The sequence below is a fragment of the Pseudomonas sp. ML2-2023-3 genome (assembly GCF_037055275.1).
Taxonomy (GTDB): domain Bacteria; phylum Pseudomonadota; class Gammaproteobacteria; order Pseudomonadales; family Pseudomonadaceae; genus Aquipseudomonas.
This window is the reverse complement of the sequence record NZ_CP146343.1, coordinates 545954-567477: the sequence shown is the minus strand read 5'-3', so window position 1 is coordinate 567477 and position 21524 is coordinate 545954. Positions and strand designations below refer to the sequence as shown.

General features: G+C 58.7%; 20 protein-coding genes and 1 pseudogene. 16 read left to right on the top strand and 5 right to left on the bottom strand.

What is annotated here, in order from left to right; all coding sequences use genetic code 11:
• The first annotated feature begins 45 nt into the window (after positions 1-45).
• The gene (locus V6P94_RS02515; protein ID WP_133079301.1) at positions 46-1260 is read left to right on the top strand and encodes an HDOD domain-containing protein; all 1215 of its coding nucleotides are present in this window, start codon (positions 46-48) and stop codon (positions 1258-1260) included.
• A 53-nt stretch (positions 1261-1313) separates the two neighbouring features.
• Here the strand turns inward: V6P94_RS02515 and desA are convergent, their stop codons facing one another.
• Positions 1314-2498, bottom strand: a complete 1185-nt coding sequence (gene desA / locus V6P94_RS02510; RefSeq protein ID WP_326398953.1) for a delta-9 fatty acid desaturase DesA — start codon at positions 2496-2498, stop codon at positions 1314-1316.
• 149 nt (positions 2499-2647) lie between these two features.
• Here desA and dibA point away from each other — a divergent pair, with 149 nt between their 5' ends.
• A complete protein-coding gene (gene dibA, locus V6P94_RS02505) occupies positions 2648-4570 on the top strand; it encodes a phosphodiesterase DibA (RefSeq protein ID WP_219262595.1) in 1923 nt (640 codons plus the stop codon).
• 8 nt (positions 4571-4578) lie between these two features.
• Here the strand turns inward: dibA and V6P94_RS02500 are convergent, their stop codons facing one another.
• Complete coding sequence (locus V6P94_RS02500) at positions 4579-4863, bottom strand: hypothetical protein (protein WP_019824424.1); 285 nt, start codon at positions 4861-4863, stop codon at positions 4579-4581.
• 124 nt (positions 4864-4987) lie between these two features.
• Between V6P94_RS02500 and V6P94_RS02495 the strand changes: the two genes are divergently transcribed.
• On the top strand, positions 4988-5647 hold the full coding sequence (locus V6P94_RS02495) for a glutathione S-transferase family protein (protein ID WP_133079298.1): 660 nt from the start codon (positions 4988-4990) through the stop codon (positions 5645-5647).
• 67 nt (positions 5648-5714) lie between these two features.
• Here V6P94_RS02495 and argH read toward each other — a convergent pair whose 3' ends face one another.
• Positions 5715-7109: an argininosuccinate lyase gene (gene argH, locus V6P94_RS02490; RefSeq protein WP_133079297.1), complete on the bottom strand. Its 1395-nt coding sequence runs from the start codon at positions 7107-7109 to the stop codon at positions 5715-5717.
• A 258-nt stretch (positions 7110-7367) separates the two neighbouring features.
• Between argH and V6P94_RS02485 the strand changes: the two are divergent.
• The 8 genes and pseudogenes from V6P94_RS02485 to rsd form a co-directional block, all read left to right on the top strand.
• Positions 7368-7499, top strand: a pseudogene (locus V6P94_RS02485) (sensor histidine kinase); the annotation flags it as partial.
• Entirely contained in the window at positions 7496-8242 is a 747-nt protein-coding gene (locus V6P94_RS02480; RefSeq protein ID WP_133079296.1) for a LytTR family DNA-binding domain-containing protein, read from the top strand. The pseudogene V6P94_RS02485 and the gene V6P94_RS02480, both read left to right, overlap by 4 nt.
• A 127-nt stretch (positions 8243-8369) precedes the next feature.
• The gene (gene hemC / locus V6P94_RS02475; protein WP_133079295.1) at positions 8370-9311 is read left to right on the top strand and encodes a hydroxymethylbilane synthase; all 942 of its coding nucleotides are present in this window, start codon (positions 8370-8372) and stop codon (positions 9309-9311) included.
• Positions 9308-10075: a uroporphyrinogen-III synthase gene (locus tag V6P94_RS02470; RefSeq protein ID WP_133079294.1), complete on the top strand. Its 768-nt coding sequence runs from the start codon at positions 9308-9310 to the stop codon at positions 10073-10075. The genes hemC and V6P94_RS02470 overlap by 4 nt, the downstream gene beginning before the upstream one ends.
• Positions 10076-10091: 16 nt before the next feature.
• A complete protein-coding gene (locus V6P94_RS02465) occupies positions 10092-11219 on the top strand; it encodes a uroporphyrinogen-III C-methyltransferase (RefSeq protein ID WP_133079293.1) in 1128 nt (375 codons plus the stop codon).
• Positions 11216-12457 (top strand): heme biosynthesis HemY N-terminal domain-containing protein, encoded by a 1242-nt coding sequence (locus V6P94_RS02460; protein ID WP_133079292.1) that lies wholly within the window; start codon positions 11216-11218, stop codon positions 12455-12457. Before V6P94_RS02465 ends, V6P94_RS02460 begins: the two co-directional genes overlap by 4 nt.
• A gap of 219 nt (positions 12458-12676) precedes the next feature.
• Complete coding sequence (locus V6P94_RS02455; RefSeq protein WP_219262592.1) at positions 12677-13204, top strand: disulfide bond formation protein B; 528 nt, start codon at positions 12677-12679, stop codon at positions 13202-13204.
• A gap of 191 nt (positions 13205-13395) precedes the next feature.
• Positions 13396-13866, top strand: coding sequence for a sigma D regulator (gene rsd / locus V6P94_RS02450; RefSeq protein WP_133079290.1), 471 nt, complete (start codon positions 13396-13398; stop codon positions 13864-13866).
• Positions 13867-13925: 59 nt separating this feature from the next.
• On the opposite strand, the gene V6P94_RS02445 is transcribed toward rsd, so the two are convergent.
• Positions 13926-14591, bottom strand: coding sequence for an FKBP-type peptidyl-prolyl cis-trans isomerase (locus tag V6P94_RS02445; RefSeq protein WP_133079289.1), 666 nt, complete (start codon positions 14589-14591; stop codon positions 13926-13928).
• A 246-nt stretch (positions 14592-14837) separates the two neighbouring features.
• Here V6P94_RS02445 and V6P94_RS02440 point away from each other — a divergent pair, with 246 nt between their 5' ends.
• Positions 14838-15767 carry an AlgP family protein gene (locus V6P94_RS02440; RefSeq protein ID WP_133079288.1) on the top strand — a complete coding sequence of 310 codons (930 nt, stop codon included), beginning with the start codon at positions 14838-14840 and terminating at the stop codon, positions 15765-15767.
• On the opposite strand, the gene V6P94_RS02435 is transcribed toward V6P94_RS02440, so the two are convergent.
• Entirely contained in the window at positions 15764-16228 is a 465-nt protein-coding gene (locus V6P94_RS02435) for a TIGR02444 family protein (protein ID WP_133079287.1), read from the bottom strand. The two genes, V6P94_RS02440 and V6P94_RS02435, sit on opposite strands and share 4 nt — an antisense overlap.
• A 50-nt stretch (positions 16229-16278) precedes the next feature.
• Here V6P94_RS02435 and V6P94_RS02430 point away from each other — a divergent pair, with 50 nt between their 5' ends.
• The 4 genes from V6P94_RS02430 to V6P94_RS02415 all read left to right on the top strand — a co-directional run bounded on the left by V6P94_RS02430 (position 16279) and on the right by V6P94_RS02415 (position 21449).
• Positions 16279-18189, top strand: coding sequence for an ATP-binding cassette domain-containing protein (locus V6P94_RS02430; RefSeq protein ID WP_133079286.1), 1911 nt, complete (start codon positions 16279-16281; stop codon positions 18187-18189).
• Positions 18189-18746 carry a mechanosensitive ion channel family protein gene (locus tag V6P94_RS02425; protein WP_133079285.1) on the top strand — a complete coding sequence of 186 codons (558 nt, stop codon included), beginning with the start codon at positions 18189-18191 and terminating at the stop codon, positions 18744-18746. Before V6P94_RS02430 ends, V6P94_RS02425 begins: the two co-directional genes overlap by 1 nt.
• A gap of 105 nt (positions 18747-18851) precedes the next feature.
• On the top strand, positions 18852-19484 hold the full coding sequence (locus V6P94_RS02420) for a LysE family transporter (RefSeq protein ID WP_133079284.1): 633 nt from the start codon (positions 18852-18854) through the stop codon (positions 19482-19484).
• 66 nt (positions 19485-19550) lie between these two features.
• On the top strand, positions 19551-21449 hold the full coding sequence (locus V6P94_RS02415; protein WP_326397200.1) for a cytochrome c/FTR1 family iron permease: 1899 nt from the start codon (positions 19551-19553) through the stop codon (positions 21447-21449).
• The last annotated feature ends 75 nt before the right edge of the window (positions 21450-21524 follow it).

Sequence of the window (21524 nt, the reverse complement as noted above, 5' to 3'; positions counted from 1 at the left end):
GCGGCCTTTGACTAAGGTGCAGGCATTGTGCGGAGAGAAAATTGGATGACGGTTGTAGATTTAAGCGCGGTGCCCACTGTATTGATTGCCGAGGCCGACCCCTGGACTCAGGACTTGCTCAAGCAGGTGGTACTGACGGTACGTTGTGATGCCCAGCTGGATGTATGTGGGGATGGTCAGCAAGCGCTCGCGCAGTTGAGCAAAAAACACTACGGACTTGTGATTGCTGATCGTGATTTGCCCGGAGTCAGCGGCCTGGATTTGTTGCGCACTGTGCGTCAGCGCCGGGCTGTTCCAGCGCAGCCTTTTATTTTGCTGAGTGCGCGCAATGACAGCGCCAGTGTGCGCGAAGCATTGCCGCTGGCGCCAACAGCCTACCTGACGACACCGCTGGACATTGCCGGCCTGACCATGCGGCTCAAGGGGCTGCTGCTCAATGCAGGGCAAGAGATTTCGTGCGAAGCACCACCGCTGGCCCCCGGCATGACCCTCAGGAAGTTTCTGGAGCAGCGCCGTGCATCTTCTGATGGTGCACCGCTGCTGGTTGATGTGCAGTCGGCGCTCAAGAGCAGTCTCGCTCCAGAAGGACTGGACCTTGAACGGCTTGAGCAGGGCGTGGGCACTGATCCGCAAATTACCGCTGTCATGATTGCGGCGGCCAACAGCGCTGCACACCATCGCCCCAGCCCTGCCCAGACCCTTGCACAAGCGTTGCAGTCGCTGGGGGCTGCGCAAAGCATGAATCTGGTCCTTGGGCTGACCCTCAAGCGCAACCCGCAACTGACGGACCCTTGCCTGGCCGATTACGCCGAACAGCAGTGGGCTGTGTCACTGCGTACGGCGCACTACGGCCGTACGCTCGCGGGCATGCTCAATCTGGATCAGGAGCGTTGCTATTGTGCCGGGCTGTTGCATCGATTGGGCGATCTGGCCTTGTTGCGCAGTCTTGAGGAGTGGCAGCAGGCCGGTGGTGAGCTGGACACCCAGGCCATTGACGCATCACTGAGCGAATTCGGGGCCGCCTACGGCTCGGCGTTACGCACGCGCTGGCGCTTGCCGCTGGAGTTGCGCGAGTTGATAGCTGCGATTTATCACTTGGGTGGCGGGGTGTATTCGCGCGAAGCGCTGGTGATGAATCTTGCGGCGCAAGTGGCCAATCTGGAGTCAGAAGAAGGGATTGCCCAGGTGGCTGGCGGGAAGACGGCTCGCTTGTTGCGGGTGGGTATGTCGCAGCTTTCGCAGCTGATCGATAAACCGTAGTGGTGGGAGCGAGCAAGCTCGCTCCCACCTGATCGGTGGAGGCGGGCCAGTCTTTAAACCGTCGCAGGACGCAGCGAGTAGGTCTTGAGCTGGTGAGCAAATTCGCGCAGCGACTGAATCCCGCTGGCTTCTGCTTCGTGTACCCATTCCTTGATCGCTGCCAGCATGTCGTGACCATTGGTGCTGGTCTTGACCCAGATCTGTTGCAGGGCCAGGCGCTTTTCGTAAATCACTTTGAGCGAGTGGCTGTGCTCCAGCATCGTTTCGATACGCTGGTGATGACGCTCTTCAAGCAGGCTGGTCTCCCGTGAAAGCAGGCGCTTGGCGCGACGGAACTGGTGACGCACCGAGTGATCGACCTTGGCCAGCTCTTGCTGAACCAGCGGTGCAATGACCAGCTTTCGGTACTGGGCCATGATCTGGAAACGGTTGTTGAGGATCGCCATCGCGGTGTCCATGTCCAGATTGCCTTTGCCTTCCACCCGGTGGGCAATTGGCGCTACACGCTGAACTTTGGCCAGGCGCAAAAAGCTGAAGACTTTTATCCAGGCCCAGCCCAGGTCGAACTCCCACTTCTTGACCGACAGCTTGGCCGAATTGGGGTAGGTGTGATGGTTGTTGTGCAGCTCTTCGCCGCCAATGATGATGCCCCACGGCACCAGATTGGTGGCAGCGTCGCGGCATTCAAAGTTGCGATAACCCACAGCATGGCCCAGGCCGTTGACCACGCCTGCTGCCCATACCGGAATCCACATCATCTGAATGGCCCAGATGGTCAGGCCGATGGCACCGAACAGCAGCAGGTCGATGACCAGCATGATTGCCACGCCCAGCATTTTGTAACGCGAGTAAACATTTCGCTCAATCCAGTCTTCAGGGCAGTTTTTGCCGTAAATACGCAATGTTTCAGGATTTTGAGCTTCTTCGCGATACAGCTCTGCACCTTTTCGCAAAACGGTCGATAACCCTTTGATAACCGGGCTGTGCGGGTCATCGACGGTTTCGCATTTGGCGTGGTGTTTGCGGTGGATGGCTGTCCACTCACGGGTGTTCTGCGCCGTGGTCAGCCACAGCCAGAAGCGGAAAAAGTGTTTCAGGCCACCGTTAAGCTCCAGCGAGCGATGGGCTGAGTAGCGGTGTAGATAAACCGTGACACCGATAATGGTCACGTGGGTCATCAACAGAGTGACTGCCACCAGTTGCCAGGCCGACAAGTCGAGAAAACCGTTGTACCACATAGGCTGTTTGGCCCTCGGGAAGATGAAAAAAACTGCAACACGCATTATCACCATGCAGCCAGATAAAACCAGTCGCCCTTTCAGATAAGAGTGGCTGGATGTTTCTTACACTATAATTCCCATTTTTTTGTAGGTGCTTTAACTTTATTATGTCTGTTTCCTCCCGAGATGCCTTGCGTACGGCCTTGTTATACGGGCTGCTATCGGTTTTCTGGCTGTTGACAACTGATCATTTATTGAACAGTTATTTCGATGATTCAGCGCAGCTGGCGCATTGGCAGCTGATAAACGGTTATGTTTTTGCCTTTTTCAGTGCCGTACTGATTTTCTTCGCCCGGGCTCGCCTGTTCGGTTTTTTGGGCATGAGCCCCGGCTTGAAGCGTCAGCGTCAGGATCAGGAACGCTTGCGCCAGGCGGCCGTGGTCTTTGATTGCACGCGCGAAGGGGTGCTGGTCACCGATAGTCGCGGTGTAATTGTGCATGTGAACCGAGCGTTGGTTGAGATCACCGGTTACTCGGCCGAAGAGGTGCTGGGCCATCGACCGAACATGTTCAAGTCGGGTCGCCATGGTCCTGCGTTCTATGAGGCGATCTTCAAGTCGATAGACGAAAGCGGTGACTGGCACGGAGAGATCTGGAACCGGCGTAAAAGTGGCGAGATTTACCCGCAATGGCAGACAGTCCGCTCGATTACCGATGACAAGGGTCAGGTCACTCACTATGTCGCGGTTTTTTCAGACATTTCCGCGATCAAGAACTCCCAGAGCGAACTGGCACGACTTGTTCATCACGATCCGCTGACTGACTTGCCCAATCGACTGTTGTTTACTGACCGTACCGAGCAGGCTCTGGCTTCTGCGCAGCGCCATCAGACGGGCTGTGCGCTGCTGATGGTCGACCTCGACCACTTCAAGATCATCAACGACAGCTTGGGCCATAACGTCGGTGATCTTTTGCTCAAGGCAGTCGCGGACCGTTTGCAGAGGGTATTTGGCAAAGGCTTCACCGTGGCTCGACTGGGTGGCGATGAGTTTGCCGTGCTGGTCGATAATTGCCCGCAAGTGGCCCATGCCGCCAATGCTGCGCAACAGGTGCTGGAGGTCATGAAAGGCGCCTTCGATGTCGATAAACACCAGCTGTTTATCAGCGCCAGTATCGGTATCAGCGTATTCCCCAAAGACGCATTGAATGCCGAGCAATTGCTGCGCAATGCCGACTCGGCCCTGTTCAAGGCCAAAAGCACAGGGCGTGAAGGCTATGCCTTGTACACCGAAGAGCTGACAGCCCATGCGCAGTACCGTATTGAGGTGGCCGGGGATTTGCGCCGTGCCCTGGAACAGCACGAGCTGCGTGTGTATTACCAGCCTGTGCACGATCTGCAAACCAGTCGCCTGATTGGTGTTGAGGCGCTGGTGCGCTGGGAACATCCACTGCGGGGGCTGTTGTCGCCGGGAGAGTTTATTCCGATCGCCGAGCGCACTGGATTGATTGCAGAAATTGACGCCTGGGTGCTGGAGCAGGCCTGTTGGCAGATGGTTCAGTGGCAAGCGGCTGGCCTGAAATTGTCATTTGTGGCGGTGAACATTTCCAGCCGGTTATTTGCGCGACCCGAGCTGTACACGCTGGTTTCAACGGTGCTGGCAGACACGGGGCTGGACCCTGCATTGCTGGAGCTGGAAGTGACCGAAAGTGCGGTGATGGATAACTCTCAAGTCGCACTGGAACAGATGCATCGTCTGCGAGCGCTGGGTTTGCGCCTGGCCATCGATGATTTTGGCACCGGCTTTTCATCGTTGCTGCGACTCAAGCGGTTGCCTGTACAGAAACTGAAAATTGATCAGGGATTTGTCGCCGGGTTGCCCGGGGACAATGACGATGTGGCGATCGTGCGTGCCGTCATTGCGCTGGGACAAAGCATGGGCTTGCAGGTGCACGCCGAGGGGATCGAGCAGGTCGAGCAGGCGCGGTTCCTGCTCGACCTCAACTGCAACCTGGGTCAGGGCTACTGGTTCGGGCGCCCGATGCCGGCCACGGAACTGGACTGGCAGCGAGCCCCCGCCATTCGCGGCTGAGCCGGGGTTCAGTTTTTTTCTGGCGGCAACGTCGGCAGTGCGCGCAGGGCTGTTTCGTACCACTCGGTGTTGAAGGCGCGGTCTTCTTCGAGGATCGCGTCAATCTCCACGGCCAGCACGTGGGCCATCATCTGCAGGATGTCTTCACGCTCGTAGCCGACCAGCGTCAGCTTGTTGAACGTGGCTTTAGCGGCAGGCGGGTTGTCGCTTTCAATCTGGTTTTCAATGGCCTGAATCAGCGTGGACTCGGCGAACTCTTCTTCTTCGTTATCGATATCAACTGGCTCGCTCATGGCAGGCTCCTTAAGTAAAGATGGCCAGTCTAACGGTATTCAGCCGGGTGATGCTGCTAGCCAGTCCAGTAACGAAGCTCTATAACAGCTTCAGCCAACCCCTACACGGCCTGGATGCTTTGTGATGCTCAAGCTTTATGGATTTGCAGTCAGCAACTACTACAACATGGTCAAACTGGCGCTGCTGGAGAAGGGCGTACCGTTTGAGGAAGTGCCGTTTTTCGCGGGTCAAACCCCTGAGGCACTGGCTATCAGCCCCCGTGGCAAAGTCCCGGTGCTGGGGGTTGAGCAAGGTTACGTCAATGAAACCAGTGTGATCCTCGAGTACATCGAACAGACCCAGCCAGGCCCTAAACTGTTGCCGGTTGATCCGTTTGAGCGCGCTCAAGTGCTGGCGCTGGCCAAGGAAATCGAGCTGTACATCGAGCTGCCTGCACGTGCGTGTTACCCCGAAGCATTCTTTGGCATGAAAGTGCCGGAAGCGATCAAGGAAAAAGCGCGCATCGAGCTCTTGGAAGGGATGGCTTCATTGAGGCGTCACGGCAAGTTCGCCCCCTATGTGGCGGGCGACACCCTGAGTGTTGCGGATATTTACTTCGCTTGCAGCGTCAATCTGGCCTGCGCCGTTGGGCACAAGGTGTTTGGCCTGGACCTGTTGGCTGACATGCCGGGCGCCAAAGCGTTGCTGGAGCGGCTGGAGCAAAACCCGCACGTGCAAAAAATTGGCGCTGACAAAGAAGCCGCCATGCCGCAGTTTCTGGCCTGGATCAGTAGCAAGAAATAACGCGGGTACTGGCGCTGAATAAAAAACGGGCACCCGAAGGTGCCCGTTTTTTTGTATTGCTCAGAAGTTAGCGGGTAGCCAACAACGCCTTGCCACGAACAACAGCTGCTTTCACTTGCGCCGGCGCGGTGCCGCCGATGTGATCGCGGGCATTGACCGAACCTTCCAGCGTCAGCACGGCAAACACGTCGTCTTCGATCTGATCGCTGAACTGGCGCAGTTCTTCGAGGCTCATTTCTGCCAGATCCTTGCCCGTCTCGACACCGTATTTAACGGCATGGCCGACGATTTCGTGGCAGTCACGGAACGGCAGGCCACGGCGAACCAGGTAGTCGGCCAGGTCGGTAGCGGTCGAGAACCCGCGCAATGCCGCTTCACGCATGATTGCGTGCTTGGGCTTGATCGCCGGGATCATGTCGGCAAAGGCGCGCAACGAGTCGCGCAAGGTGTCGGCTGCGTCGAACAGCGGCTCCTTGTCTTCCTGGTTGTCCTTGTTGTAGGCCAGCGGCTGGCCCTTCATCAGGGTCAACAGGCCCATCAGTGCACCGAATACACGGCCACTTTTGCCACGTACCAGTTCTGGCACGTCGGGGTTTTTCTTTTGCGGCATGATCGAACTGCCGGTGCAGAAGCGGTCCGGCAGATCGATGAACTGGAACTGTGCGCTGGTCCAGAGCACCAGCTCTTCGGAGAAGCGAGACAGGTGCATCATCGCAATACTGGCCGCGGCGCAGAATTCGATGGCGAAGTCGCGATCGGACACGTTGTCCAGCGAGTTGCCGCCAACAGCGTCAAAGCTCAGCAATTGAGCCGTGAATTCGCGGTCGATCGGGTAGGTGGTGCCCGCCAGTGCGGCGCTGCCCAGAGGCATGCGGTTGGTGCGTTTGCGGCAGTCGACAAGACGCTCGTAGTCGCGGCTGAGCATCTCGAACCACGCCAGCATGTGGTGACCGAATGTCACGGGCTGTGCGGTTTGCAGGTGCGTAAAGCCGGGCATGATGGTTTCGGCTTCGCGCTCTGCCTGCTCCAGCAGGCCTTTTTGCAGGCGAGTAATTTCAGCCAGGATCACGTCGATTTCATCACGCAACCACAGGCGAATATCGGTAGCTACCTGGTCGTTACGGCTGCGACCGGTGTGCAGCTTTTTGCCGGTTACGCCGATGCGATCGGTCAGGCGCGCTTCGATGTTCATGTGCACATCTTCCAGATCGATGCGCCAGTCAAACGTGCCGGCTTCGATTTCGCTCTGGATGGACTTGAGGCCATCGATAATGCTGTCGCGCTCGGCATCGGTCAGCACGCCGACCTTGGCCAGCATGGTGGCGTGAGCCACGGAGCCCATGATGTCGTGGCGATAAAGGCGCTGGTCGAAAGTGACGGAGGCGGTGAAACGCGCAACGAAGGCGTCGACGGGTTCACTGAAGCGGCCGCCCCAGGACTGATTGGTCTTGTCGGTGCTCATGGATTCGCTCGTAATCGGCTGAGGGGGAGTTACACAAAAAGTTACTGCGGATCATAACAGGGTTGCCAATCAAGGCGTTGACGCAGGTCGGCAGGTTTTTGTGTGAAGTGCGGTATAAACAAAAATCCGAAACGAAATGTATCGTTTGAATACTTTCGTCTTGGCAACCGTCTACAGTTGGTCGTATGGATCAGTCATTGCAGGTCTTTGTAGATTGCCAGACGTATCCGGTATTAAATCGAGCAACCGAGACAGGTGAATTTTGCTGCGAGGTTTGCGGCACTTTTTGGCCTTCGCGCTAGTCTTAGCGTGGATCGCCGTGACAGTCGTCACTTCACCTGTCTACGCTATCCTTGTGCGAGACTCACGCAGGAATACAGCGCTATATGAATGTCCTGATCGTTGATGACGAAACCCTGGCCCGCGAGCATTTGAGCCACTTGCTCAGCACGCTTGGGGGTTACACGTTGCTGGAGCCTGGCGCCACAAATGGCGAAGAGGCACTTACCCTGATCGAAAACCTGAAGCCGGATGTCGTTTTACTGGATATCCGCTTGCCGGGCCTGGACGGGCTGCAGGTTGCAGCCAAATTATGCGAACGCGAGCTACCGCCTTCGGTGGTGTTTTGCGTGGCGCCGGACGAATTCTCCGTGCAGGCCCTGCAGGACAGTGGCGTCAGCTATGTAATCAAGCCGGTCACTGCGCAGGACTTGAGCGCCGCCTTGAAAGAGGCTCACCGGCCCAATCGCATCCAGCTGGCCGCGCTCACCCGGCCTGCCGCGCAAACCGGCAGTGGTCCGCGCAGTCATATCAGTGCCAGAACCCGAAAAGGCATTGAACTGATCCCCATCGACCAAGTGATCTATTTTATAGCCGACCATAAGTACGTGACCTTGCGTCACGCTGGTGGTGAAGTGCTGCTCGATGAGCCACTCAAGGCGCTCGAAGACGAGTTTGGTGAACGCTTTGTGCGAATTCACCGTAATGCATTGGTGGCGCGGGATCGGATCGAACGTTTGCAGCGCACGCCGCTGGGGCACTTCCAGCTGTTCCTTAGAGGGCTCAACGGCGATGCACTGATCGTGAGCCGACGGCATGTGGCGGGTGTACGCAAAATGATGCAGCAGCTGTAGTTCGCGCTGAAAAAGGCGCTGGTGCGCCGTTTTTGGGCCAGGGAGGCCGAGGACTTTCTGATACAAGTCAAAGCTGTTTTGGCTGAGCTGTTATTATCAGCCGTATCTTTTCAGTACGGATTGATCCATGTCCTCTCGCGAAATCCGCATCGCTACCCGTAAAAGCGCCCTGGCTCTGTGGCAGGCCGAGTACGTTAAAGCCCGTTTAGAGCAGGCTCACCCCGGTATTTTGGTGACGCTGGTGCCCATGGTCAGCCGTGGTGACAAGCTGCTGGACTCGCCGCTGTCGAAAATCGGCGGCAAGGGGCTTTTCGTCAAGGAACTCGAAACGGCTCTGCTCGAGAACGAAGCCGACATCGCCGTGCATTCCATGAAAGACGTGCCGATGGACTTCCCGGAAGGTCTGGGCCTGTTTTGCATTTGCGAGCGTGAAGACCCGCGTGATGCCTTCGTCTCCAACACCTTCGCCAGCCTTGATGACTTGCCGCATGGCAGCGTTGTCGGCACGTCCAGCCTGCGTCGTCAGGCCCAGTTGCTGACTCGTCGTCCGGATCTTGAGATCCGCTTTCTGCGGGGCAACGTCAACACCCGCTTGGCCAAACTCGATGCGGGCGAGTACGACGCGATCATCCTGGCAGCGGCCGGCCTGATCCGCCTCGGCTTTGAAGACCGCATCACCTCGGCCATCAGCATCGATGACAGCCTGCCAGCGGGCGGCCAAGGCGCAGTGGGCATCGAGTGCCGCAGCGCAGATACTCAAATCCATGCCTTGCTGTCGCCTTTGCACCATGCCGATACCGCCGTGCGCGTTACTGCAGAACGTGCTCTGAACAAACACCTGAATGGTGGCTGCCAGGTCCCGATCGCATGCTATGCGGTGCTCGAAGGCGAGCAAATCTGGCTGCGCGGACTGGTCGGTGAACCCAGCGGCGGCGTGCTGCTGAGCGCTGATGCCCGGGCACCGCGTGAGGCGGCTACCGAGCTGGGCGTGCAGGTGGCCGAGGCGCTGCTGGCCCAGGGCGCCGGAGATATCCTCAAAGCCGTCTATGGTGAGGCAGGTCACGAGTGACAGGCTGGCGCTTGTTGCTGACCCGGCCTGCCGAGGAGTCGGCAGCCCTGGCCCATGAGCTGGCGGCTGCCGGGATTTTCAGCACCAGCCTGCCACTTCTGGCGATCAGGCCATTGGCCCTGACTGATGTGCAGCGAGCGCTGATTGCGAGTCTTGACCGTTATTGCGCGGTGATTGTGGTCAGCAAGCCTGCGGCGCGTCTGGGGCTTGAGCTGGTCAATCAATACTGGCCGCAAGCGCCCCGGCAGAAGTGGTTCAGTGTTGGCGCCGCCACCGCGCAGATTCTCGCCGACTACGGCCTTGATGTTAGCTACCCTCAATGCGGGGATGACAGCGAAGCTCTGCTGGCGATGCCTGAGTTCGAAGCTGCAGTTGGCTGTGATGAGCCCAGGGTTTTGATCCTGCGCGGGGAGGGCGGTCGCGAGATGTTGGCGGACCGTATGCGTAGCCTTGGAGTGCAGGTCGACTATCTTGAACTCTATCGTCGCGAACTGCCGTCGTACCCGCCTGCGACCCTGTATCAGCGAGTTAAAGTGGAACGCCTGAACGCGCTGGTGGTCAGCAGTGGGCAGGGTTTTGAACATTTACGCCAATTGGCAGGCGACACCTGGCCGCAGCTTGGATGTCTGCCATTGTTTGTTCCAAGCCCTCGGGTTGCTGAGATGGCACGCAGCGCCGGGGCGCAAAACGTTGTGGATTGTCGTGGCGCGAGTGCCACGGCTTTGCTGGCGGCGCTGCGGGAACATCCCGCACCTGCTTTTTAATGCAAAGGATGGATTCGTGAGCGAAACAGTCTTGTCCAAAGAACACGTACAGTCCGCGCCAGACGCGCCGGCTAAAAATGCTGACCCTGCGCCGCAGGGACGAGGCAATGGTCTGGCCGTTTTCGCCCTGTTGCTGGGCGCAGCCGGCATTGCCGTCGGCGGCTGGGGGGTGTGGCAGGTACGACAGCTGCAAGCCACCACCGAACAGCAACTGAGCGACGTGCCAGCCTTGGCCGCGCAAACGCTGTCGATCAAGCAGGGCGAGCAGCAACTGCTGACGCGCGTCAACCAATTACCCTCCGCGGGTGAGCTGGATAATCAGCGTCAATTGGTCGTGCAGCTGCAAGGCGATCAGCAGCGCCTGAACCAGCGCCTCGAAACCGTTTTGGGTGAAAGCCGCAAGGACTGGCGTCTGGCCGAGGCCGAGCACTTGTTGCGGCTGGCCACCTTGCGCTTGTCGGCACTGCAGGACATCACCAGCGCCCAGGCGCTGGTGCAAGGGGCGGACGCCATTTTACGCGAGCAAAATGATCCGGGCTCTTTCGCTGCCCGCGAGCAACTTGCAAAAAGCCTGGCGGCACTGCGCAGCATTGAACAGCCGGATCGCACTGGCCTGTTTTTGCAGCTGGCGGCCTTGCGTGACCAGGTCGCGCAGCTCAGCGCACTGGCCCCTGCCTATCAGAATCAAGGTGATTCGCTGGCGAGCCTGACGGCAGATGGCGATGGCGCGAGCCGTTGGGCGCAGTGGTGGGATGAGATCTCGCATTACATTCGTATCGACTTCAATGCCGACAAAAACGTGCGCCCGCTGTTGGCAGGTCAAAGCCTGACGCAAGTTCGCCTGGCCTTGAGCCTTGCGCTGGAGCAAGCCCAGTGGGCGGCCCTCAATGGTCAGGAGTCGGTGTATACCCAGGCCTTGGCGCAGGCACAAGAAGTCCTCAAGGGCAACTTCAACCCGGATAACCCGCAGAGTAAAAAAATTCTTGAGCAGGTGGTCGAGCTCGGCAAGCAGCCGGTCACGGTCAAAACCCCGGACCTCGCGGCCACCCTGAGTGCTGTGCAGGCTTATCTGGAGCGCCGGCATGTCCGTGCCGACGAGCCGGGTAAAGCGGCTGCCAGCCCGGCACAGGAGACACTTCCATGAAGCGTTTCTACGTGATTGTGTTTTTGTTGATTGCAGCTGCGGCCTGCATCGGCCTGGCAATCGCTGAGGACGCGGGCTATGTGCTGATCGCCTATAAAAATTTCCGCTACGAATCCAGCTTATGGGCAACGCTCGCTCTGTTGGCAGTCCTGTGGTTGCTGGTCTGGGGAGGCAAGCTGCTGGTGGAGCTGGTTACGGCTTCTACCGGGTTGGTGAACCCGTGGTCGCGGCGCAATCGCAGCCGTCGGGTTCAGATCGCCATCGAGCAAGGCCAGATGGACCTTGCCGAAGGTCGCTGGGCCAGTGCGCAAAAGCATCTGGCGCGAGCCGCTGAAGCCGAACCGCAACCGTTGCTCTACTACCTGGGTGCCGCACGCGCAGCCAACGAGCAGGGGCATTACGAGGAAAGCGACAACCTGCTTGAGCGCGCACTGGAGCGTCAGCCCCAAGCCGAGCTGGCCATTGCCTTGAGCCATGCCCAGCTGCAGGTGGACCGCGCCGATACGGATGGTGCGCTGGTGACCTTGCAAGCCATGCACGAGCGTCATCCGCATAACGTCCAGGTGCTACGCCAGTTGCAGCGTCTGCACCAGCAGCGTGGAGACTGGGCGGCGTTGATTCGCTTGCTGCCAGAGTTGCGCAAGGACAAGGTTTTGCCAGTCAAGGAGCTTGCCGAGCTTGAGCGTCGGGCCTGGGGACAAAATCTTAGCCTGGCGGCCCAGCGCGAAACTGAAGGCGAGGCAGGGCTGCAATCGCTGCAGCGCTCCTGGCAACAACTCACTTCGGCTCAACGCCAGGAGCCTGCGCTGGTTCTGGCCTACGCCGAGCAGTTGCGCCAGTTGGGCGCGCAAGCCGAAGCTGAGGAAGTGTTGCGCGGGGCGCTCAAACGCAACTATGACAGCCATCTGGTGCGCCTCTATGGCCTGCTGCGCGGCAGCGACCCGGTCAAGCAGTTGCAGGTCGCCGAAGGATGGTTGAAAACCCACCCGGGGGACGCCAGCCTGCTCTTGACCCTGGGTCGCTTGTGTCTGCAAAACAGCTTGTGGGGCAAGGCCCGCGACTATCTCGAAAGCAGTCTGAAGGTTGAGCGCAACCCTGAAACCTGTGCAGAGCTGGCCCGACTGCTGGCTCAGTTAGGGGATACAACGCGCAGCAATCAACTCTTTCAGGAAGGGTTGAATCTGCTGGATGAACGCTTGCTGGCCTCTCCTTTGCCAGCGACGGCCACGACTCTCTGAAAAAGGCAGTCTGGCTGCGTTTCGGCGCACGCCAGACTGGCCGAAGTAGAATGTGGGTGCGGTACGAGTCGGTATTTCCTACGTGGCTTGCACTCTAAGCCTTCAGCTCTTGTTGGTAATTCCCAACTTTCTTCAAGAAGTATCCGCTCAGGCCCATCTTGAAAGGGCTAATGGCTTTCATCTACCGTAACCAACTGTCTCATTTGTTACGGAAAAGCCATGTTTTTGGCAGGCTCACGTTTAATTTTCTTTTTGGCCTTTCTCATCGGCGCCTTGGTGATGGGTGCAACTCTGTATCTGGAGTATGGCCCCGGGCTAAAGCCCTGTTCGTTATGTCAGGTTCAACGATTTTTCCTGCTGGGATTCTGTCTCGTCAACCTGCTGGCTTTTGTGCATGGCCCACGGCGTTTGGGTCTGTGGTGTTATTCCATTGCCTCCACATTGCTGGCGCTTGGAGGCGCTGCGAGTGCCTTGAGGCAGGTCAGGCTGCAAGTGTTGGCGCCTGAACAGTTGATGTTCTGTCAGCCGGATCTGACCTGTGCCTGGCACAGCATGTCGCCCGGCGAATTTTTTTCGATGATCTATCGGGGCAGCGATGACTGCACTCATATTCACTGGACCATATTTGATTTGAGCGTTCCCGAGTTAAGCCTGCTGGCCTTTATCGGTCTGCTCGTGGTGAGTATTTTCCAGATAACGCGCTCAATGCACGCAGGCAAATTACGCCGTGGCTGCGACGTAACGTAGCAGTCAGGATTAAACGCTTGTATGAATTTTCTCTCATACGTACCTTGAAGCAGTTGCCGTGCGGGCATAATCTGGCCCGCACGTATTACTGGAGTTATGCCGCCCAATGCCGGTGCAATCGCGCAGGTTTTGGTTCACACAGGCCCGGCTGACGTCGGGTGGCATGGGCCCACAAGGGAAGAGAGATCATCATGCTCGAAAGATGTGAGAGTGCTCAGGAACGATTCAACGGCGTCCACCAACTGGTTGATCGCTGGTTGCATGAGCGCCGTAAACTTGTGAGTGCTTATGCTGCTCTGATCGATCAGCAAAACAACCCCAAGCGTGGGCCTCAAAAAGAGTTTTGCCAGATCCTGGTCGACTATGTTTCCGCAGGCCATTTCGAAATTTACGAGCAGCTGAATCAGGAGGCGCAGGCCTTCAATGATGAGCGTGGTCTTGCCCTGGCCGAGACCATCTACCCGCGGATCAACGTGATTACCGAAGCGGCCCTGGCTTTCAACGATCATTGCGACGGCAAGGCCCATCGTCCTGACTGCGAAAAGCTGGCAGAAGAAATCAAAGTTCTGGGCGCTTTGCTGGATGAGCGTTTCGAGCTTGAAGATTGCCTGATCGAAGTGCTGCACAACGCGCACAAACAGAAAGAAGCTGCTCAGGCTTAAGCTGTGGGCAAGTCAAAAAAACGGTGCGCAATGGCGCACCGTTTTTCGTTTTCGAGCATTCACTTGCGGATAGAAAACAGCTCTATTTCAAACACCAGCGGCGTATCGGGTTCGATCAAATCCCCTGCACCCTCAGCCCCGTAAGCCTGGCTGGAGGGGATCACCAATCGCCATTTCGCACCGACGGGCATCTGCACCAGTGCGCTGCGCCAGCCAGCGATTACGCTGTCCAGGCGAAACCATTGGGGCTGGGTGCTGTGGTCGAACACTGTGCCATCGGGCAGACGGCCGACATAACTCACGTAGACGGAATCCTGTGCGTCAGGTTTTGCCCCCTTGCCGGGTTTGAGCTCGGTCAGGATGATGCCGTCAGCCAGCTCGCGAGCTTGAGGCTGCTGTTTTTCTTTCAGCAAAAAATCACGTTCAGGCTCGGCTGCAGTCTCGCTTTCAGGCGGAATTTGCGTGTTGTCGGTTTGGGCCTGATGCTGCGTCAATATCTGTTCGATACGCTCATCACTTAGCGCCAGAGGCTTGCCTTGATAGGCCGTGCGCAGGCCCTCGACCAATGCCTTTATCTGCAGATCCGGGACTTCCTGGCGCAGGCGTTCCCCCAGGCTGGCGCCCAGGCTGTAGGCCAGGTCGTGCGCGGCATCGGGGGATGGAGCCGGGGCTGCATGAGCCAAAGGCGCAAGGCACAACAACGTCATTAAGAAGTAACGCGGCATGGTGGTTCTCCGGCGTGATATGCGAGGGATTATGCCAGCGCTAAAGCGTGCGGCGATGATTTATTCGGGGTTTGGATAACGTTGAACCACCCACAAAAATTAGCCGTTGTGATGGTTAAAGATTGATCCAGCACAAGTTTTTCGACGTCGTGCAACGCACAGCTATCCTTAGTGTCAACATGCCCTAGCGGCGGTAGTTACAGAGGTCTAGTATGAGCCGCACTCACTTCAGCCAGGAGGTAAACCATGTCGGCCAATAAGAAGCCCGTTAATACGCCGTTGCACTTGCTCCAACAGCTCTCAGGCAGTCTGCTTGAGCATTTGGAAAACGCTTGTTCCCAAGCGTTGGCTGATGCTGAGAAATTGCTCGCCAAGCTTGAAAAGCAGCGCGGCAAAGCGCAGGAAAAACTGCACAAGTCCCGCGCCAAACTGCAGGATGCCGCCAATGCTGGCAAATCCAAGGCTCAAGCCAAAGCCAAGTCGGGCGTCAAAGAGCTTGAGCAACTGCTCGATTCGCTCAAGGATCGTCAAACCGAAACGCGCACCTATATCCTGCAACTCAAGCGCGATGCCCAAGAAAGCCTGAAGTTGGCCCAAGGCATTGGCCGGGTCAAAGAGGCGGTAGGCAAAGCGTTGTCTACGCGTGATGCCAAGCCCGCGTCAGCTGCGAAAAAACCTGCTGCCAAGGCAGTCGCTAAAGCCCCGGTCAAGGCTGCTGCCAAAGTGGCCACCAAGCCTGCGGCCAAACCGGTTGCCGCTCGCACGGCCAAACCTGCGCCAAAAACTGCAGCCGCCAAGCCAGCAGCTAAACCCGTAGCCGCTAAAACAGCTGCCGCCAAACCGGCAGCCAAGCCCGCAGCGGCTAAACCGGTTGCCGCCAAAGCGCCAGCCAAGGCTGCAGTTAAAGCGCCTGTGAAAGTGGCTGCCAAGCCCGTGGCTAAAACAGCGGCTGCCAAACCTGCTGCTGCCGCCAAGCCTGCCGCTGCCAAGCCTGCAGTAAAAGCCGCTGCAAAACCGGCTGTTAAAAAGCCCGTAGCGGCCAAGCCGGCAGCCAAGCCTGCTGCTACCCCCGCCAAGCCTGCTGTAGCGCCCGTTGCCGCTACGACGGCTGTTGCTGCAACGCCAACCCCGGCATCCGCAGCAAACTCGGCTACCACCCCCTCCAGCGCTTCTTAAGCGTTGTTGATTGCGGCGCGCAGCGTGTGCAGCGCGTCGCAATCAAGGTGGCCAGCATCGCTGGTCATCCTCTGCAGCCAACCGCAAGTCTCTTGCGATTGCGCGAGTGACCAGCCCTGAGTCACCGACTCCAGGCGCTGCAATAATGTCCGCTCAGCTTCCAGTTCCAGTGACTTGATCTGCACGCGCAGCGCCGCCAGCGCATCGTCGCGTGTCGCCGGTTCACGCCAGTGTGTTCGCAATAATCGCAAGGGCTGCACCACCTCACGCTGCCAAGGCCCGGCGCAGGCTTTCAATTGCCCCAGGCGCGCCTCATCGCAGGCCACGCCACGCTCCTCAAGCCAGGCCGCACACAGCACAAGGCACACATCCAGGCCCTGGCTCTGCAAGTGCAGGCACGCCGGTTCTACACCGGGGCGGGCGTAAAGGTTCAAACAGTAATTCCACAGGTCAGTCTGCATAGTGCAATTCGCGCCAGTTGAGAGGGAAGCTGGTAGACTCCGCCGCCATTATGATCCGACTTCAGAACCTGACTTTACAGCGTGGTCCGCAACGTCTGCTAGAAGACGCCGAGCTGACCCTGCACGCCGGCCACAAAGCCGGTCTGGTCGGCGCCAATGGCGCCGGTAAATCCACTTTGTTCGCCTTGCTGCTGGGTGAGTTGACGCCTGATTCCGGGGATTGTCTGCTCCCGGCCGACTGGCGGATTGCCCACATGCGGCAAGAAATCGACACCCTCGACCGCATCGCGATCGACTACGTGCTCGATGGCGACCTGCGCTTGCGTCAAGTCCAAGCCGACCTGGCCAAGGCCGAAGCCGACGAGGATGGCGCCGCACAGGCACGTCTGCACGCTGAGCTGGACAGCGCCGACGGCTACACCGCTGATGCCCGTGCCCGCAAAATGCTCGCCGGGCTGGGTTTTACCAACGAACAAATGGACCGCCCGGTTGCCGACTTCTCCGGTGGCTGGCGGATGCGCCTGAATCTGGCGCAGGCACTGATGTGTCCGTCGGATCTATTGCTGCTCGATGAGCCGACCAACCACTTGGACCTCGACGCCATTCTGTGGCTCGAAGACTTCCTCAAGAATTATCCCGGCACCTTGCTGCTGATCTCTCACGACAGGGATTTTCTCGACGCAGTGGTCGATAACATCGCCCATGTCGACCAGCGCAAGATCACCCTTTATCGCGGTGGTTACAGCGCATTCGAGCGTGCCCGTGCCGAGCGTCTGGCCCAGCAACAACAGGCCTACGAGAAGCAGCAGGCGCAGCGTGCGCACATGGAAAGCTACATCGCCCGCTTCAAGGCCCAGGCCACCAAGGCCCGTCAGGCGCAAAGCCGGATCAAGGCACTGGAGCGCATGGAAGAGCTGAGCGCAGCCCATGTGGATTCGCCGTTCGACTTCGTGTTCCGTGAAGCGGTCAAACTCTCCAGCCCGCTGCTCGACTTGTCCGATGCACGTCTGGGTTATGGCGATAAAACCATCCTGGAAAAGGTCAAGTTGCAACTGGTTCCGGGCGCTCGTATTGGCTTGCTCGGGCCAAACGGTGCGGGTAAATCGACCCTCATCAAAAACCTTGCGGGCGAGCTGGAGCCGCTGTCGGGCCGACTGGCCCGTGGCGAAAACCTTGTGGTTGGCTACTTTGCCCAGCATCAACTCGACTCGCTGGATTCCAAGGCCAGCCCGTTGTTGCACATGCAGCGCCTGGCTCCGGCTGAGCGTGAACAAACCCTGCGCGACTTCCTCGGTGGTTTCGACTTCCGTGGGGCGCGTATCGACGAGCCGGTGCTGAACTTCTCGGGTGGCGAAAAAGCCCGTCTGGCGCTGGCGCTGATCGCCTGGGGTCGGCCAAACCTGTTGCTGCTCGACGAACCGACCAACCACCTCGATCTCGAAATGCGTCTGGCGCTGACCATGGCGTTGCAAGAGTTCAGCGGTGCAGTGCTGGTGGTGTCTCACGACCGGCATTTGCTCAAAAGCACCACGGATGAATTCCTGCTGGTGGCTGATGGCAAGGTGCAAGAATTCGACGGTGACCTCGAAGACTATGCCCGCTGGCTGGCTGACTACCGTTTGCGCAACGCGCCGGCCAGCAACACGCCGGTCAACCCTGACAAGACCGATAAAAAGGCTCAGCGTCAGGCTGCCGCAACGTTGCGTCAGCAACTGGCGCCGCACAAGCGCGAAGCCGACAAGCTTGAGAGCGAACTGGGCAAGGTCAACGAGAAGCTGGCCAAGATCGAAGCCAGCCTGGGTGACAGCGCGGTTTACGAAGCAGCACGCAAAGATGAATTGCGAGATCTGCTGGCTGAACAGGCCAAGCTCAAAGTGCTCGAAGGTCAGTTGGAAGAGCGCTGGATGGAAGCTCTGGAGCTGCTTGAATCCATGCAAGCGGAACTGGAAGCCCTGTCCTGATGGAAGCCCTGCACTTACCTCTGCCAGCCGAATTCATTGCACCGCTGTGGATCGGCTTGCAGATTTTGCTGATTCTGCTGGCCGGTTATTTCTCTCAGCGCGTAGTGGCTCGTTTCCTGACTCGGCTGGGCGAGCGTTACCCGTTTCCGCCGCAGCTCATGATGCCGCTGCGGGGCGGTTTGCGCTGGTTCATCATGGGCAGTGCAGTGATTGTCGTCCTGGAGCGCCTGGGTGTATCGGCCACCGTGTTGTGGACTGCGCTCTCGGGTTTTGTGGCCGTGGCAGCGATTGCCTTCTTCGCCATGTGGAGCGTGCTCTCCAACCTGCTGTGCGCGGTGCTGATCTTCACGGTGGGCCCGTTTCGCATTGGCGACATCGTGGAACTCCTCGACACCCTCGACAAGCCCGGCGTCAAAGGTCGGGTCGTGGCCATCAACCTGCTCTACACCACCCTGATCGAGCCCGCCGAAGCCGGTAGTGGCAGCAGCATGGTGCAAGTCCCCAACAGCCTGTTCTTTCAGCGTTCGGTCCGTCGCTGGCGTGAAAGCGACCTTTAAAGGCACCGCTATCCACCTGTGGCAGCGGCTATAAAAAGTAGTGGTCAATTTTCAACCAACGCATTAGCTTAAAGGACTTGTTACAGATCTTGTCCGAGGTGTGCGATGTCGTTGGAAACGTGGTTGGCCTTTTTTGCTGCCTGTTGGGTCATCAGTCTGTCGCCCGGTGCAGGGGCGATTGCCTCGATGTCGTGCGGCCTTCAATACGGTTTCTGGCGTGGCTATTGGAACGCTTTGGGACTGCAACTGGGGCTGGCGCTGCAGATTGCGATTGTCGCCGCCGGGGTGGGTGCAGTGCTGGCCGCCTCATCCACTGCCTTCTACGCGATCAAGTGGTTTGGCGTGGCCTATCTCGTCTACCTGGCCGTCAAACAGTGGCGCGCCCTCCCGGCGGACCTTAGCGATGACGCGGCTGTACGCCCCATCGGTAAACCACTGGCACTGATATTTCGCGGCTTTCTGGTCAATGTCAGCAACCCCAAGGCGCTTGTTTTCATGCTCGCGGTCCTGCCGCAGTTCGTAAACCCTACTGCGCCTCTGGTGTCTCAATACGTGACGCTGGGCGCAACCATGATCTGCGTCGACCTGATCGTGATGGCCGGGTACACCGGGCTGGCGTCCAAGGTCCTGCGTTTGCTGCGCACCCCAAAGCAACAGCGCCGCATGAACCGCACCTTTGCAGGCCTGTTTGTGGGCGCAGCAGGTTTTCTTGCGACGTTGCATCGCGCTACGACCTAAACATCTTGAGTCGCGGTCATTGGAAGTGAACAATGTGTTACTTCTCATTTCCATCCGGATTTATCAATGACCGCCCGCTCGCGTTTTTTTGCCTGGTTGATGTTGCCAGTGCTCGCGTTGTGCAGCCTTACGGTGTCTGCCAACTCCCCGGAAGGCGCCTCACAAGCGCTGCACCTGATCGACTACATCGGTGCGGACTATCCGCCTACCGTTGAGAACGGGAAGGTCATCGATGAAACCGAGTACCGCGAGCAGCTGGAGTTCCTGACCGTACTCAAGGGCTTGATGGAGGGCCTGCCAGAGCGCCCTGAGCGAGCCGAGCTGGCTCGGGGTGTGAACGTCTTGCAAGCCGCCATCGAACAGCGTGAGGACGGCACTGCCGTTGCCCGTGAGGCGCGGCAACTGGGTGCCAGACTGGCTGTGGCCTACGAGGTCAGCCAGGCACCTGCCATCACCCCGGACCCAACCCGTGGCGCGCCGTTATATGCCCAGCATTGCTCGGTGTGCCACGGTGAAACCGGCGCCGGGGATGGTCCCGCCAGCCTTGGGATGACGCCGCCTCCGGCCAACCTGCGCGATGTACAGCGCCTTGACCGGTTGAGCCTCTACGCGATCTACAACACGTTGGGCCTGGGTGTCGAAGGCACTGACATGCCTTCGTTTGCCGATCAGCTGGACGAGCGTCAGCGCTGGGACCTGGCCACTTACATCGCAGGCTTGAGTGCTGACCCGGCTGCGGCAAAGGCCGACAAAACCTACAATCTGGCGGATCTTGCCCGTCAAACTCCGAATGAAGTGCTGGCGGCTGAAGGCCCCGAGGCGACGGCGACCTTCCGTGCCCAACGGGCGCAGCCGCCGCAAGTCAAACGCGGTCCGGCGCAGTTGCTTGACTACACCAGCGCTACCCTGGACAAAAGCCTCGCGGCTTACCGCGCTGGCGACCGTGAACAAGCCTACGACCTGTCGGTAGCGGCTTATCTGGAAGGCTTTGAACTGGTTGAAAGCTCGCTGGATAACGTCGATGCCAACGTGCGTAAAAACACCGAGAAAGCCCTGATGGCGTATCGGCAGTCATTGCAGGACGGCTTACCGATCGAGCAAGTCGAGCAGCGTCTGGATGCCGCAAAGGCCTTGCTTAAAGAGTCAGCCGGGCTGCTGGGCAGCGATGGCTTGAGCTGGACCTTGAGCTACATCTCGGGCCTGTTGATTTTGCTGCGCGAAGGTCTGGAAGCGATTCTGGTACTGGCCGCGATCCTGGCTTTCCTGCGCAATACCGGCCAGCAGTCTGCGGTGCGCAGCGTCAACATTGGCTGGGGATTGGCCCTGGTTGCAGGTCTCGCTACGTGGGCGCTGGCCGCCTATGTCATCGACGTCAGCGGCGCCCAGCGCGAACTGCTTGAAGGGTGCACGGCCTTGTTCGCCAGCGTCATGGTGCTGTGGCTGGGCGTATGGATGCACGACCGCCGCCATGCGGCTGCGTGGCAGGACTACATCAAAAGCAGTCTGGTCAGTGGTGGCGGGCGTTTTGGTTTTGCGATCCTGGCGTTTTTCTCGGTGTACCGCGAACTGTTCGAAGTGATCCTGTTCTACGAGACCCTGTGGCTGCAAGCCGGGCCTGCGGGTCATAACGCCGTATTGGCGGGCGGCGCCACGGCGCTGGTGTTACTGATGGGGTTGGCGTGGATCATCCTGCGCGGTTCGGCCAAATTGCCATTGGCGCTGTTCTTCAGCATCAACGCGGCCCTTCTTTGCGCCCTGTCGGTCGTATTCGCCGGGCATGGCGTGAAAGCACTGCAAGAGGCGGGCATCTTCGGCACGCGGCCTGTCGCGTTTTTTGACTTCGACTGGTTGGGCATTCACGCGGATGCCTACTCGCTGGCTGCGCAGGCGGTCGCCATTGTGGCGATTATCGTGTTGTACAGCCGCAGTAAAATGGCGGAAAAGCGCCGGGTGCAGGCTTCGTAAGCATCCAGGCATTTGCGGTAAGCCACATACTTACTGTGTGGCTTGCCAGCGACTAAAGCCATTCGGCGTGACATA

Coding starts and splice junctions, on each gene's coding strand:
- V6P94_RS02500 (WP_019824424.1), bottom strand. CDS start 4,863: ATGAGCGAGCCAGTTGATATCGATAACGAAGAAGAAGAGTTCGCCGAG.
- V6P94_RS02435 (WP_133079287.1), bottom strand. CDS start 16,228: ATGCAGACTGACCTGTGGAATTACTGTTTGAACCTTTACGCCCGCCCC.
- V6P94_RS02480 (WP_133079296.1), top strand. CDS start 7,496: ATGAATGTCCTGATCGTTGATGACGAAACCCTGGCCCGCGAGCATTTG.
- V6P94_RS02430 (WP_133079286.1), top strand. CDS start 16,279: ATGATCCGACTTCAGAACCTGACTTTACAGCGTGGTCCGCAACGTCTG.
- desA (WP_326398953.1), bottom strand. CDS start 2,498: ATGTGGTACAACGGTTTTCTCGACTTGTCGGCCTGGCAACTGGTGGCA.
- V6P94_RS02415 (WP_326397200.1), top strand. CDS start 19,551: ATGACCGCCCGCTCGCGTTTTTTTGCCTGGTTGATGTTGCCAGTGCTC.
- argH (WP_133079297.1), bottom strand. CDS start 7,109: ATGAGCACCGACAAGACCAATCAGTCCTGGGGCGGCCGCTTCAGTGAA.
- V6P94_RS02445 (WP_133079289.1), bottom strand. CDS start 14,591: ATGCCGCGTTACTTCTTAATGACGTTGTTGTGCCTTGCGCCTTTGGCT.
- rsd (WP_133079290.1), top strand. CDS start 13,396: ATGCTCGAAAGATGTGAGAGTGCTCAGGAACGATTCAACGGCGTCCAC.
- V6P94_RS02515 (WP_133079301.1), top strand. CDS start 46: ATGACGGTTGTAGATTTAAGCGCGGTGCCCACTGTATTGATTGCCGAG.
- V6P94_RS02495 (WP_133079298.1), top strand. CDS start 4,988: ATGCTCAAGCTTTATGGATTTGCAGTCAGCAACTACTACAACATGGTC.
- V6P94_RS02460 (WP_133079292.1), top strand. CDS start 11,216: ATGAAGCGTTTCTACGTGATTGTGTTTTTGTTGATTGCAGCTGCGGCC.
- hemC (WP_133079295.1), top strand. CDS start 8,370: ATGTCCTCTCGCGAAATCCGCATCGCTACCCGTAAAAGCGCCCTGGCT.
- V6P94_RS02425 (WP_133079285.1), top strand. CDS start 18,189: ATGGAAGCCCTGCACTTACCTCTGCCAGCCGAATTCATTGCACCGCTG.
- V6P94_RS02420 (WP_133079284.1), top strand. CDS start 18,852: ATGTCGTTGGAAACGTGGTTGGCCTTTTTTGCTGCCTGTTGGGTCATC.
- dibA (WP_219262595.1), top strand. CDS start 2,648: ATGTCTGTTTCCTCCCGAGATGCCTTGCGTACGGCCTTGTTATACGGG.
- V6P94_RS02440 (WP_133079288.1), top strand. CDS start 14,838: ATGTCGGCCAATAAGAAGCCCGTTAATACGCCGTTGCACTTGCTCCAA.
- V6P94_RS02455 (WP_219262592.1), top strand. CDS start 12,677: ATGTTTTTGGCAGGCTCACGTTTAATTTTCTTTTTGGCCTTTCTCATC.